Annotated in this window: 9 protein-coding genes; 3 read left to right on the top strand and 6 right to left on the bottom strand. The window is 43.6% G+C overall.

Features of this window, described 5'->3' with window-relative positions; genetic code table 11:
* Position 1: 1 nt before the first annotated feature.
* From QR722_RS15695 to phoB, 5 genes are all read right to left on the bottom strand, one after another.
* Positions 2-4,078: a beta-helix domain-containing protein gene (locus tag QR722_RS15695; protein WP_286283875.1), complete on the bottom strand. Its 4,077-nt coding sequence runs from the start codon at positions 4,076-4,078 to the stop codon at positions 2-4.
* 232 nt (positions 4,079-4,310) lie between these two features.
* Positions 4,311-5,129: a 2OG-Fe(II) oxygenase gene (locus tag QR722_RS15700; RefSeq protein ID WP_286283876.1), complete on the bottom strand. Its 819-nt coding sequence runs from the start codon at positions 5,127-5,129 to the stop codon at positions 4,311-4,313.
* Positions 5,130-5,148: 19 nt separating this feature from the next.
* On the bottom strand, positions 5,149-6,147 hold the full coding sequence (locus QR722_RS15705; protein ID WP_502872481.1) for a PstS family phosphate ABC transporter substrate-binding protein: 999 nt from the start codon (positions 6,145-6,147) through the stop codon (positions 5,149-5,151).
* Positions 6,148-6,149: 2 nt separating this feature from the next.
* Positions 6,150-7,478 (bottom strand): phosphate regulon sensor histidine kinase PhoR, encoded by a 1,329-nt coding sequence (gene phoR, locus QR722_RS15710; protein ID WP_286283877.1) that lies wholly within the window; start codon positions 7,476-7,478, stop codon positions 6,150-6,152.
* Between the two features lie 49 nt (positions 7,479-7,527).
* On the bottom strand, positions 7,528-8,217 hold the full coding sequence (phoB, locus tag QR722_RS15715) for a phosphate regulon transcriptional regulator PhoB (protein ID WP_286283878.1): 690 nt from the start codon (positions 8,215-8,217) through the stop codon (positions 7,528-7,530).
* 304 nt (positions 8,218-8,521) lie between these two features.
* Here phoB and QR722_RS15720 point away from each other — a divergent pair, with 304 nt between their 5' ends.
* Positions 8,522-10,255: a sensor histidine kinase gene (locus QR722_RS15720; protein WP_286283879.1), complete on the top strand. Its 1,734-nt coding sequence runs from the start codon at positions 8,522-8,524 to the stop codon at positions 10,253-10,255.
* 161 nt (positions 10,256-10,416) lie between these two features.
* Complete coding sequence (gene rdgC / locus QR722_RS15725) at positions 10,417-11,316, top strand: recombination-associated protein RdgC (RefSeq protein WP_286283880.1); 900 nt, start codon at positions 10,417-10,419, stop codon at positions 11,314-11,316.
* A 76-nt stretch (positions 11,317-11,392) separates the two neighbouring features.
* Here the strand turns inward: rdgC and QR722_RS15730 are convergent, their stop codons facing one another.
* Positions 11,393-12,226 (bottom strand): HDOD domain-containing protein, encoded by an 834-nt coding sequence (locus QR722_RS15730; RefSeq protein WP_286283881.1) that lies wholly within the window; start codon positions 12,224-12,226, stop codon positions 11,393-11,395.
* A 262-nt stretch (positions 12,227-12,488) separates the two neighbouring features.
* Between QR722_RS15730 and QR722_RS15735 the strand changes: the two genes are divergently transcribed.
* Positions 12,489-14,174 carry a dipeptidyl-peptidase 3 family protein gene (locus tag QR722_RS15735; protein WP_286283882.1) on the top strand — a complete coding sequence of 562 codons (1,686 nt, stop codon included), beginning with the start codon at positions 12,489-12,491 and terminating at the stop codon, positions 14,172-14,174.
* The last annotated feature ends 15 nt before the right edge of the window (positions 14,175-14,189 follow it).

A 14,189-nucleotide genomic window follows, 5' to 3' on the forward strand; every position in this document is an offset into this window, starting at 1 on the left:
ATCAATCTTCTAAACCAACTGTTACCCACCCTAGTGTCCAATCTACTTGACCATCAAATGCACCAATGTAGTCGGTGCTATCAAAGAAGTTATCAAGGGATGAACTATCAAAGCCATTTCCTAATAAACCTGACCCTGCGGCTGGGGTGAAACCGTTAGCATCAAGGCCTAACATATCAGCAGTGCTCACTGTATTCCCCGTTTGACCGTTGAACCAGGCGTTAGTGTCTCCGTCACCAATAGTGTCTGAACCAAAGTTTTGGGTGGCATCACAAGCGACGGTTGAGTGAGTTATACTTAACTCACCAGCCACTGCGTTGGCTATGGCTTCAGCACCGTTAACCCGCAAGCAGTTTGAATAATCTGATGATGTACTATACACCAATAGATTCTTAATCACGCCCGCTGTACCGTTACGCAATCTCACACCATTAGTACCCGCTGCGCCAATAATTGTCACATTGGATACTGTTGGTTTAGTCAGAATAATCCAGTCTGGATTATCTTCATTATTGTCAGCTTCGATTGCATTATCACCACCAGCAACATCTTGCTTAACCAAAACATACTGTGCTTTACCTGTCCAACCGAACGACCAATCCATAGAGTCATCACCGATTGAGGTAAGCACCAGGTGACTAACATTTACTGTACCACCGAAGAACTCAACACCGTCATCGAGGTTTTCATGTACATGGATATAATCAACGTCTGTTCCAGAGCCCACACCCGCTAGACTAATACCATTTAGTTCATCACCGGCTGCCAATGCCTTACCAGCATGCTTAACTACCACATATTTTAGCGTACCAGAATTATCTTCTGGGTTGTTGCCGCCGTATTGGCCCGCATCACCTTCAGCTGGCACACCACAATTGGTGAGCTCAGTTTCAGAGGTTTGGGTGTCATCGCCGGTGTTACACAGGTTAGTCGGTGCATTACCCAATACAACTAGTCCGCCCCACTGACCGATTGAGGTTTCCTGACCTGAAAGATCTTGAACAGAAGTCATAGTAATTGGCAATGTAGCCGTGCCTGCAGCTTCAATTTTCGAGCCGCGACGTACTACTAAGAAGTCATTACCATCTTCACCGAAAATAGTCGTTCCGCGCTGTACGTACAAGGTTGCGCTATTGGCGTTATCTTCACCCACTGCAGTTCGGCCTTTAATTAACCAATGGGCATCATTGGTTAAGGTTACATCAGCAGTAAATGTTGTATTAGTCGCCAATTGATAAACTGGCTTGTCAGTAATTTCAGGGAAACTAGCTGACACATCAGTTGCTAAACTCTGCTCGAAGGCGTTTTGCACATTTGCAGGGAATTCTTCATTCACTGCAACTGTCCAACCTTCCATCCAGTTATTTTCACCGTCAAAAGCTCCGATATAATCGGTTTTGACGAAGAATGGATTGTCGCCAGATAAGTCAACGCCGCTACCAAGCAAAGGTGAACTTGATTTTGGTGTAAAACCATCGGTAGAAAGAAGCAGTGCTGATGATGCGACGACTGAGTTACCAGTTTGACCTTCGAACCAGGCTTGAGTATCGCCAGCACCAATAGTGTCACTGCCAAAATCACCGGTTTCAGAACAAGCTACTACAGAATTTTGCACGCTTAGCTCGCCCGATACTGCATTAGCGATAGCTTCAGCACCATTAACTCGTACACAGTTTTTATAGCTATCTGGGCCAGTTACCACCAAGTTTCTTATAACACCAGCCGTACCATTACGCAGGCGCACACCATTGGTTCCGTCAGCCCCAACGATAGTCACGTTGGCAACTGTTGGTTTGGTTAATGGTGTCCAATCAGGATTATCTTCGTTGTTATCCGCCTCAATGGCGTTATCTCCGCCCGCAGCACTTTGCTGAATATAAACATTCTGCGCATTACCGGTCCAACCAAATGACCAATCGAGTGAATCATCACCGATATCCGTCAAGACCACATTACGCACACTTACCGTTCCACCGAAGAATTCAATTCCATCATCTAGATTTTGATGAACTTGGATAAATTCAACCTTAGTACCTGAACCGATACCAGCAAAACTAATCCCGTTAAGTTCATCACCAGCAGCCAGTGCTTTACCCGCATGCTTCACTACTAGGTATTTTAATGTACCTGAATTATCTTCTGGGTTGTTACCGCCATATTGGCCCGCATCACCTTCAGCCGGTACACCACAACTAGCCAGCTCAGCGTCTGATGTTGCAGTGTCATCGCCGGTATTACACAGGTTAGTAGGGGCATTACCTAACATAACCACACCACCCCACTGGCCAATGCTGGTTTCCTGACCCAATACATCTTGGATAGACGTCATTGTGATTGGAGCGCTGGCAGTACCAACCGCTTCAATTTTAGAGCCGCGGCGCACCACTAAGAAGTCGTTACCATCTTCACCGATGATGGTAGTCCCTTGTTCAATATATAGCGTTGCGTTGGCCGCATTGTCATTACCCACTGCGGTGCGACCTTTAATGATCCAGTGGGCATTATTTGTCAAAGTCACGTCAGAAACAAATGTCTGACCATCAGCAAGTTTGTAAACTGGCTTATCATCAAGCTCAGGATAGCTTGTCGATACATCAGTGGCTAAACCCTGCTCGAAAGCGTTTTGAATATCAGTTGGGAAACCGCCATTGATGGCCACTGTCCAGCCGTCTAACCAGTTGGCTTCCGTTGGGTCAAATGCACCTACCACTTCATCACCCATAACTAGAGGAGATGAGGCGGTTGGGAAATATCCGTTGGCTTCAAGTAACAACTCGCCAGTAGTTAAGGTTTGATTGCCAGTTTGACCTTCGAACCAAGCTTGGGTGTCGCCATCACCGATAGTATCACTACCAAAGTTATTGGCAGGTGAAGTACAAGCGACAACAGAGTTGGTTAAGGTTAATTCCCCTGACACTGCATTAGCGATAGCTTCAGCGCCATTTACTCGTAGGCAGTTTTCATAAGTCGCTGGACCGGTTACCAAGATATTAGACAATACACCAGCTGTACCATTGCGCAGACGCACACCATTGGTGCCATCAGCACCGACAATAGTCACGTTAGACACTGTAGGTTTGGTTAATGGCGACCAATCAGGATTATCTTCGTTATTATCAGCTTCGATTGCGTTATCACCACCCGCAGCACTTTGTTGGATATAAATTTTAGTTGCACTACCGGTCCAACCAAAAGACCAATCAAGAGAGTCATCACCGATGTCAGTCAATACGATGTGACTGACGCTTACGGTTCCACCGAAAAATTCGATACCGTCATCAAGGTTTTGGTGAACTTGGATATGATCGACAACAGTACCTGAGCCAATACCAGCAAATGAAATACCATTTAGCTCATCCCCAGAGGCCAAGGCCTTACCTGCATGTTTAACCACGATATATTGTAAGGTTCCTGAATTGTCTTCTGGGTCATTACCGCCATATTGACCGGCATCACCTTCAGCAGGTACACCGCAACTGGCAAGCTCATCGGCAGATGTTTCGGTATCATCACCGGTGTTACACAAGTTGGTCGGTGCATTACCGAGCAATACCAAACCACCCCATTGACCGATAGTGGTTTCCGCACCTTCTAAATCCTGCTGCGAGGTCATTGTTATAGGTTGAGCTGCGGTCCCTTTAGCATCAATTTGTGAACCTCTGCGAACCACTAAGTAATCATCACCGGTTTCACCGAAAATAGTGGTTCCTGCTTGGACATGAAGAATGGCGCTATCAGCGTTGTCGTTACCCACGGCAACACGGCCATTTAACACCCAGTGAGCATCATTGGTGATTTTCACTTCACTAGTGATGGATGAAAGACGGTAAATAGGCTTGTCGGTTATGCTTGGAAAGTCGCTAGATGCATCTACCGCATATCCAGCTTCCACTGCACTTTGCACACTTGGCAAATAAACATCTGTGGTCGGTGGTGGTGGAGGCGTTACAGGAGGTGGAGGTGGGTTGGTTATACTGTTATCTACATCACCTTCATTAATATTAATGTCACCGCCACAACCGGCGAGAACTAAAGCCGCCGCAATAGCGCTAGCTCTAAAGATGTTTTTAAGTTCCATTGATGCTCTCCAAATGCGAGTTTTGTGTGCTCCAGGTTTTTGGTAGGTAAGACCTGGTAGCTAAAATTATGAACCGCGAGAAGAGTATCCAACATCAGTGACAGTTTTGTTACATTGCAGTTCTGTAACAAAAGTTTCATAAAAACAGTAAAAGCTTGACCGCACTAGCTAGATTACATATATCATGACTGCAATCAGCCATCACAGATATTTGCAACGGCAAGCAGATTAATTATTGGTAACTATCTTCTCTAAACCATTTAGTGATAACTACTTTTTCACCCTGGGTAATCGGATGAGCATGATGCATAGTATCGGGATTAGGTGTTCCATCAGGATACAAATTATTCCAAACCAAGGCGGTGCCTGTCCTCGGTTTGAATGACCGGCCGATATTAACGAATTCTGTTTCCCCTCCTTCACATTCACCATTTAGATAAATCATGAATGTCCAAGTACGTTGTCCACCATCTTTTGAATAGGTTTTAAAATCCTCAGAGCCAGGTACAAAATAATCATAATGAGCTTTAAATTGCTGCCCTACGGCATAATGTTGGGCCTGAATCACCTCTCGTTCACCGACGCCTAGGCCCAAGGCATCAACGATCTTTTTGTCTATCTCAAAGGCCAAGGGATCTTTGGTGAAGGGTAAATCACAGGTGGAGGAAGTCCGAAATCCCTGATAAATCTGTTCTGCGCGTTTTGGAATCTCGGAGGGACGCATCTTAGATTTGGTTAACGCAATAAGGGCGTCACACTCCTGCTTATTGAGAAAGTTATCGATTTTAATCATCTGTAAGCGATCATCATCAATCACTTCAGCCTGATAACTTTCTAATTGAGTCAATAGTTTCGGCTTCGATACCCGCGCAAAAAAAGCCTCATCTTTGTTGCATTGGATCCCCTCAGGTAAATTTCCACCCAACGCCTTTTTTGAGGCTTCAAAGGTAAAGCCATTTTGTAACAGTATTTTGAGTATTTCTACCCCATCGCTCCCTTGCAGTAGACTTTGTAACACCCATTGCTTCCAATTTTGCGGTAAACTCGCCATCAATTATGTCCTGACAATTTTAATTTAGAAGGGCTTTCAATTGCCTTTGTATAGTTTCATTTGGCATACCTACATATCCTTCTTGCTGCACTATTTGCTGTCCTTTATCAGACAACACAAAGCGTAAAAACTCCTGTTCAAGTAATGGTAAAGGATCTGTGGGATGTTTGTTAACCACTAAATATAAAAAACGGGTAAACGGATAGTCGCCATTGGCAATTGTTTGGCTACTGGCAGGAATAAAGGCTCCGGTTTGATCCGCTATGGCTAGCGCTTTAACCGCGGTGGTTTTGTGTCCATAGGCGGCATAACCAATAGCACCATTTGAAAAGGCGACAGATTGCACCACAGAGGCTGAACCCGGTAGTTCGTTGACGGTTGCCTTGAAATCACCGTCACATAACGCGATATGCTTAAACAAACCGTAAGTACCGGATACTGAATTACGCCCAAAAATTTTGATCGGTTTACTACCATAAGACCCGCTAACACCAACATCATTCCAGATGTGAGCATGTTTGCTTGCACCACAAAATCGGGTAGCCGAAAAAATACTGTCAACCTGAACCTTAGTTAAACCCTCAAGTGGATTATTAGTATCGACAAATAATGCAATCGCATCTATACCTACCTTAACCGCGTAAGGCTTATAGCCATGGCGACGGCTAAAATAACTTATCTCGCTGGTTTTCATTTCCCGACTCATCGGGCCTATGTTGGCCGTTCCCTCAGTCAGTGCAGGCGGGGCAGTTGATGAGCCTGATGCTTGAATTTGAAATTTAACCTGAGGATATAATCGTCTAAATTCCACCGACCAACTGGTCATCAGATTAGCCAAGGTATCAGAACCCACTGACGTTATAGAGCCTGCTACACCCGGTTGTTTTTGGTAGCGACTGAAAATTTCTGTGCGATTTACAGAGCTATCATTGGGCCCTTCGAATGTCTGCGCACAGACTAAATTATCCAATGGGGAGACCAAAACTAGTGCACACAGCCAGCATTGAATTAACCGAATGTTCACGGCATTTTTTCCGTTACTTTATGTTTATCCTCGGCGATGAGTTCACCAGAAAATGTAAAGGAAAACTCACTGCCTTGCCCGGCTTCACTGCGAATTTCTAATTTCGAATTATGATGGGTAAGCACATGTTTAACGATAGATAGGCCCAAACCTGAGCCTCCAGTTTTACGCGAACGCGCCTTATCTACACGATAAAATCGCTCGGTGAGCCGGTTAATATGTTTCTCTGCAATACCGTCTCCATTGTCAATAACGCTAAAGCGGGCTTGCCCGTCTTTGAACTCCCAACAAACTTTAATCAATCCACCCGGTGGGGTGTAGTGAATGGCATTGAAAATCAGGTTTGAAAATGCACTGCGCAATTCAGTTTCGATGCCATATACCAGCAAGCTAGGATGAATGTCGAAACTAATCTGGTGATGTTTATCTTTGTTCAGCGTATTTGCCTCGACTTGAATAGCCCCTAACATTTGTGGCACATTGACGGGCTTTTCGAAAACCCGCTCTGAACTCGCTTCGATTCGCGACAACACTAATAACTCTTCAACTAGATTTTGCATTCGCTCTGACTGTGAGCGCATTTCCTTGAAGGCTTTTTTCAGAAAAGCGGGAGGAACATGTTCAACCGTTGGTAACATTTCCAGATAGCCATTTAATACGGTAAGCGGAGTACGTAATTCATGGGATACGTTGGCGACAAAATCTTTGCGCATTTGCTCAAGTTGAGTCAGGCGAGTGACGTCACGGGCGATGAGCAATAGATGTTTCTCACCATAGGGCATAACCCGGTACTCAAATATTTTTTGTACGTTTGAAGGAGATGGAACCTCAATGGGAAAGTCGTATTTACCGTTGTGGAAAAACTCAATAAATTTTGGATGGCGAATAAGGTTATCAACCCGTCGACCAGAATCTTGTGGCCAGCGCAAGCCCAATTCTATTCTTGCCAATCGATTACACCACACGATACAGGCATTGGAATCAACCACAACGGTGGCATCAGGCAGGGCTTCCGAACCTTCCCTAAAGCGTTTTACCAAACGGGTGAGTTCTTTACGCTTGCGACGATTGCGTCGCTGAATGTAATACACACCCTCGTATATATGCTCCCAAAAGCCTGCTGCTCTGGGTGGAGTCATCTTTTTACTGTGCCAGACCCAGCGATTAAAACGGTACAGATGCCAAGAATAAAAGGCTAACAGCCAAGTCGAGCCGATTGCAATGCTGACTGCAAGGGCGTCGAAATACAAGCCCAAAACCACTACGCAAAGGTAAAAAGCAAGGACCCTAAAAAGACTTTTTAGCCATGAAAAAGGATAATACATGGCACTAGTTCGGCATAGTGAGTTGAAAGATGAACATTGTGCTGTTTTATTACACCTTTGTAGAGAAACGATAGCCCGCACCGCGTACGGTTTGGATCATATCATCATGGCTAAATTTCGAGATCGCTTTTCTGAGACGACGAATATGCACATCCACAGTGCGATCTTCCACGTAAACATTGGTTCCCCAAACATTGTCTAACAGTTGCTCGCGACTGTACACACGTTCAACGTGTGTCATAAAAAAATGTAATAATTTGAATTCTGTCGGCCCCATTTCTAAGGGTTCCTCATTTGCGCTGACCCTATGAGATACAGGATCTAGCACCAAACCATTAAATGAGATGGGTTCTTCAGCAGAGGTTGGAGTCACCCGTCGCATCACCGCTTTGATCCGAGCAACCAACTCTTTGGGTGAGAATGGCTTAGTAATGTAATCATCTGCGCCTGAGTCAAGACCCCGCACCTTATCTTCTTCCTCTCCCCGCGCCGTTAGCATTATGATCGGAATGTCTCGGGTAAATTCATGTTGTTTTAATTTTTTAGCCAATTGCACCCCGCTTCCACCGGGAAGCATCCAGTCCAAAAGAATTAAATCAGGATAAGGCTCTTTAACCATATCCAAAGCAACTTGGTAATCCTCAGCTTGCAGAGTCTCGAAACCTGATTGCTCTAATACGAATTCGAGCATTTCTCTGATTGGCGCTTCGTCCTCAACCAGTAAAATTCTTCTAGGCATTGATTTATTCCTGCTCATTATAAAGGCGCCATTATTAGTTTGAGTTGTGACACTTTTATTAAACTTATCACAAATTTGTCAAAATTGACCAATAGCACGAATTAACCAGTGGATCACCCACTGATTGGCGCTTCACGATGAGCCCGGCAAAATAGCCTTAAATAGTCGGTTGAAAGCGCAGATAATTTGATTATTTGAGCTTTTGTTCTGGTCTCATTTTATTCAGTGGCTTGTTTATTAGCCTGAATACGCATATTCTTAATTTTCATGGGAATAGCGTTTTTTTTCGCGTATAGGTATGTGAATGGCTAAAGTCAAAACAGGATTGTCGAAGAAGTTACTGACTAGGGTATTGTCAGTGTACTTCATTCTAACTTTAGTGGTTACTGTGGGGCAGATCCTAACCGAGTATTTGAACGCCAAAAATCACATTCAAAGTGAACTGCAGACATTGAAAAACACCTTTAGTGTGAGCCTAACCCGCGCCATTTGGGAATTGAACAACCCCCAAGCGGTCTCTATAGCGGATGGATTAATGGCCTTACCGATTATCGAAGGTGTGCAAATTCGAGATGAAAATGGTGAATATATCGCCAACAAAGGCAGAACCTCACCGCAAGCGGATGAAATAATCACGACCGGCATAATGCGTGATCATGCTGGCGGTACTTTCGGCTATTCTTTTCCACTGATATTTGAGTTTTCCGGACGCACCTCTCATGTTGGAGATGTCACTTTATACTCCAGTGCAGGGATTATTTTCGGGCGTATAGAAGTGGGAGTATTTTTTCTCATTGGCAACGCCATCATCAAAACCGCATTTTTGGTATTCCTATTTCTCAACGCTTTTAGACAAATGCTCACCGACCCATTAGAGGAGCTTACCCAGCAAATCAGTGAATTCGATGTGGACCGACCCGAGTCGTCAAAATTACATTTGCATATAGAAGATGAAAACGAATTGAAGCTGTTGCAAGTTTCATACAATGAACTAATCGACGACCTCATCGACTACAAACAAAAACTCCGAGTTGCCCGTAATGAACTAACCCAAGCAAATCAAAGATTGGACGATCAAAATATTTTGCTGGAACAAGAAGTTGCCAAGAAAACAGCCTCCTTGAGCAAGATTATGCTTGATTTAGAGCAACAAAAAGATGAGCTCATTGTTAATCAGCGTGAGTTACGTCAAGAAAATGAAAACCGTCAATACATCGAAGATGAGTTGCGTAAACGCAATAATGAGCTGGCCGATTCGATGGAAACATTGAATATGGCAAAAGATCAATTAGTCGAATCAGAGCGAATGGCTTCCTTGGGTGGTTTGGTTGCAGGTATTGCCCATGATGTGAATACCCCTTTGGGTGTAGGTGTCACTGCTGCGAGCTTTTTACAAGAGCGGATTAAAGTATTACAAAGTGCTTATGAAGATAAAACGCTAACTGGCAAAACAATGAGCGCTTTTTTGTCAGAAGCACAGCAAACCACCGATTTACTTTTAAGCAACCTAAACCGCGCTTCGGATCTTATCTCCAGCTTCAAACAAGTTGCCGTGGACCAGACCAGCGAAGCCATCAGAGATGTTGACCTTAAAGTCTATATAAACGAAGTTATCCAGTCTTTAGCCCCAAGTTTCAAAAAAACCAAACACACCATTAATGTGGAATGCCCAGACGATTTGGTAGTTAAATGTGCCCCAGGTGTAATTGCACAAATTTTTACCAATATGATCATGAATTCGTTGATCCATGGTTTTGATGAGAATCCTGCTGGCACTATAAGTATCAATGTATCTCATTCAGAGAACGAAGTATTTATTCAATATCAAGACGACGGAAAAGGCTTATCTGATGATAATCTAGCGCGACATTTTGATGCTTTTTTTACCACCAAGCGAGGGACAGGCGGCAGTGGTTTAGGCACCCACATTATGTATAACTTGGTCACCCAAGCCCTAAAGGGGACAATAGTCGCAACCAGCATTGAAGGCCAAGGGCTTAAATACGAAATTACTTTTCCGCAAAATATCAATATCTAAGCGGTTATTTACTATCTTAGAATCTGAGCTTTTTAATATTTCTCCCATTTTAGCCGGTCATTTGTGGCCGCTATTTTTGGGATTGATGCATTTTTTCAGCTCTAAATTGTGCTACCCTGCCCATCTTATTTTGATTATCAGATGTTATCTAAGAATTCTTTATGTGGTTTAAAAATCTTAAATTATTTTCCATCACTCAATCACTCGATTGGAACGAAACAGACCTAGAAAAGCAACTAGGTGCATTTGCCTTTCGTCCGTGCAGCAGCCAAGAATTATCCAGCATGGGCTTTGCCTCACCATTGCAACAAGGTGACAGTTTAATCCATAGTGCCCAAGGCCGTATTTGGATTTGCTTAAAGAAACAAGAGCGCTTGTTACCGGCAGTGGTAGTCAACGCTGAACTGGCAGAAAAAGTGGCTCAAATAGAAGCAGAGACCGGTTCGCCAGTGGGCAAAAAGGCCCAACAAGACTTAAAGCAGGAAATTATTCATAGACTGCTTCCTCAGGCATTTACTAAGAATAGCTTTACCCACGGATTCGTTTCTTTACAAGATAATCTTGTAGTGGTTGATGCGTCAGCAGATGGCAAAGCTGAAGCCTTTTTGGCAATGTTACGCAAAGCGATGACCTCGTTACCTGTAGTACCTTTGGCTCGGAAAAGCATCCAAGCTGACCTGACTAGCTGGGTTAAAGATGGCTCATCCCCGGCGGCAATTCAACTATTAGAAGAAGCTGAATTTCGAGGTCAGGGTGAACAAGATAGTATCGTACGGGTCAAAAACCAAGATCTTGGCGAAGACGAAATCATTCAACATATAGATGCTGGAAAATTTGTTCATAAGCTAGCCGTTGAGTGGGATGAAAGTCTCAGCGCAATGATTGAGGAAGACTTGTCAATTAAGCGCCTCAAGTTTACCGATGTAGTCAAAGAGCAAAACGACGATATCGCTAAGGAAGATAAGCTGGCACGTTTAGATGCAGATTTTGCCTTGATGTCAGGTGAAATTGTGCGTTTTGCTCAGTGGTTGAAAACCACATTTGAGTTAGATCAAGACTAGCGCCAGTGTAGATTTGTGAGTAACTAAAAAAGCCGAGTTATCACTCGGCTTTTTTAATCTGTTCGTGAAGGGCTAGTTAAGCGAAAACTGACTTAGCGCTATCGCGCATTTCCAAGAACTCTTCACTGTCATAGACACTTAAATCCTCAATAATTTTCTTGTCTATGCAAATTTGCAAAACCTTCTCTTTTTGGCTTTCAAAAGATCCACTCAAAACGGCTCCTAAACGCACGAAGTCAATAAATGTGACACCTTCTGGCACAAAATTCATATCACGCCACTTTTCAGCCACTTCAGCAAAATCATTTTCAAACCCCCACTGACGCATAATTTTACCGCCGATATGCCCTGACAGTTTAACAATAGCGGTATTCAAAAAGGTCGGATTCGCGAATACCTCTTCATGTCGTTCAGCCTCAGTTAAAATTGGTAGCACACCAATATTATGCACCAAAGCGGCTAATGTCATAGTGTCCAAACTCAGATGACGCTGCTTAGTTTTGGTGTATACCTGCAATGCTGCCATCGCATATGAGACAACATCAATAGTATTGTCCCAAATTTTTATTATGTATTCTTTTACCAATTCATTCTTCGACACAAACAATTGTTCCATTGCCAATGCGGTAGAAATGTTCTTGATTTGACTCAAGCCTATTCGTGTGACGGCCTGAGAAACAGAGGTCACTTTTACTGTTCTGCCGAGATAAGCACTATTGGATATTTTGATAATTCGCGCACTTAAGGATGGGTCCTGCGCAATAATATCGCCCATTGCATGCAAGTTTACATTTGGATCATCAGCCGCCCGTCTGACCTTCAAGGCTATGGCGGGAAGGGTGGGCAAAACAATTGTATCGTTTTTAATTTTTTCGACCAAAATGGTTAATAGTGCGTTCTCAGTGGACATATTCCTACCTATTGTTTTCGGCGATGGCTGATTCAGCGGCAATCCAATCGCTCTTTATTCAACACTTTGAGTGTTCAAAATCTTCTATTATGATGTATCTTAACGGTTACCACGTCAATCACATGGCTTTTGGCTTATTGAAGTTGCTTATAATACTTTGCAACAAACCAAAATAGAATGCGACTTTAGGCTACGTAACGCAATTTAAATTTGCAATTCAATTATTTATGCAATTAACAAAAAAAACAAATAAGGATAAAAAATGTTTCGCAAAAAAACTCTTTCTGTAATTCTAGCAGCGGTGTTACTTTCTGCTTGCAGCCCCTCTGCAGAAACTGATCCGGCCCCGAAAGTAGAGCGAAAAACGTCCTCAGAATCCCAGCCTCCGACTCTGTTGAAAGACGCCGAACAACGGTTAGATATCTATTTTCCGGTCGCCCTTACCGCTGATCTTTCTGCATATTCTGCGGCTCAGAAAGAAATGCTAGGCTTGCTGATTGATGCATCAAAGATTATGGACGACTTATTTTGGGCGCAAGCCTATGGAGAAAACAAAAACGAGTTTTTAGCCTCCATTGCTGATCCGAAAGTCAGACAGTTCAGCGCTATCAATTATGGCCCTTGGGATAGGCTAAATGGAGACAAAGCCTTTTTAAGCGGCATTGCAGATAAGCCACTAGGCGCGCAATTTTATCCTGAGGATATGTCCAAGCAGGAATATGAAAAGAGCAAGCTCGCTAGTCATGACGGATTGTATTCAATGGTCTCTCGGGACATGGAGGGTAATCTAGTTGAGATCCCTTATTCAGAATACTTTGCTGAAGAGCTCGATCAAGTCGCCAAATTGCTGCTAAAGGCAGCGACCTTAGCTGAAAATAAAGCGTTCTCAAATTATCTAAGCATGCGTGCTCAGGCCCTAACCTCCGATAATTATCAACCATCAGATTTTGCCTGGATGGAAATGAAAGATAACCCAATTGAGCTGGTCATCGGTCCGATTGAAACCTATGAAGATCAGTTGTTTGGCTATCGCGCTGCTTTTGAGTCATACGTATTGTTAAAAGATCTCAGTTGGAGTGAAAAATTAGCGAAATACGCTGCCTTCTTGCCAGAGCTGCAACAAGGACTGCCAGTTCCTGCCCAGTATAAAGCTGAAATGCCCGGTAGCAATGCGGATCTCAATGCTTACGACGTGATTTATTATGCTGGACATTCAAATGCTGGCAGTAAAACCATTGCTATCAATCTCCCTAATGATGAAGAAGTTCAATTGCAAAAGGGCACTCGTAGACTACAGTTGAAAAATGCCATGCAAGCTAAGTTTGAGCATATTTTAATGCCAATTTCCGAGCTTCTTATGGTACCGGAACAGCGTAAGCACATTACCTTTAACGCATTTTTTGCTAACACGATGTTCCATGAAGTTGCCCATGGCTTAGGGATCAAGAACACCTTGGAAGGTTCAAGTACAGTGCGCGGGGCACTGAAGGAACATGCTTCGGCTTTAGAAGAAGGTAAAGCCGATATTTTAGGCCTCTATATGGTTGAACAGTTGCTGAGTAAAGGCGCCATTAGCGAGGGACAACTGGAAGATTATTATGTTACCTTTATGGCAGGGATATTTCGCTCAGTTAGATTTGGTGCCTCTAGTGCTCACGGTAAAGCGAACATGATAAGGTTTAACTTCTTCAAGCAAAATGGCGCTTTTAGTCGAAACGAAAGCGGCCTCTACAGTGTAAACATGGATAAAATGAGTGATGCTATAGCCGCACTTTCTCAGTTGATATTAACCTTGCAAGGCGACGGTGATTATGACGGCGTAGCCCAATTGGTCAAGCAACAAGGAGTAATTAGTACAACTTTAGCTGATGATTTACAACGTTTAGCCGATGCTAGCATCCCTGTAGACATTACCTTTGAACAAGGTAAAGAAGTACTGGGCTTATAAGGCGGTACGGCCTTG

Source organism: Aliiglaciecola sp. LCG003 (assembly GCF_030316135.1).
GTDB lineage: Bacteria > Pseudomonadota > Gammaproteobacteria > Enterobacterales > Alteromonadaceae > Aliiglaciecola.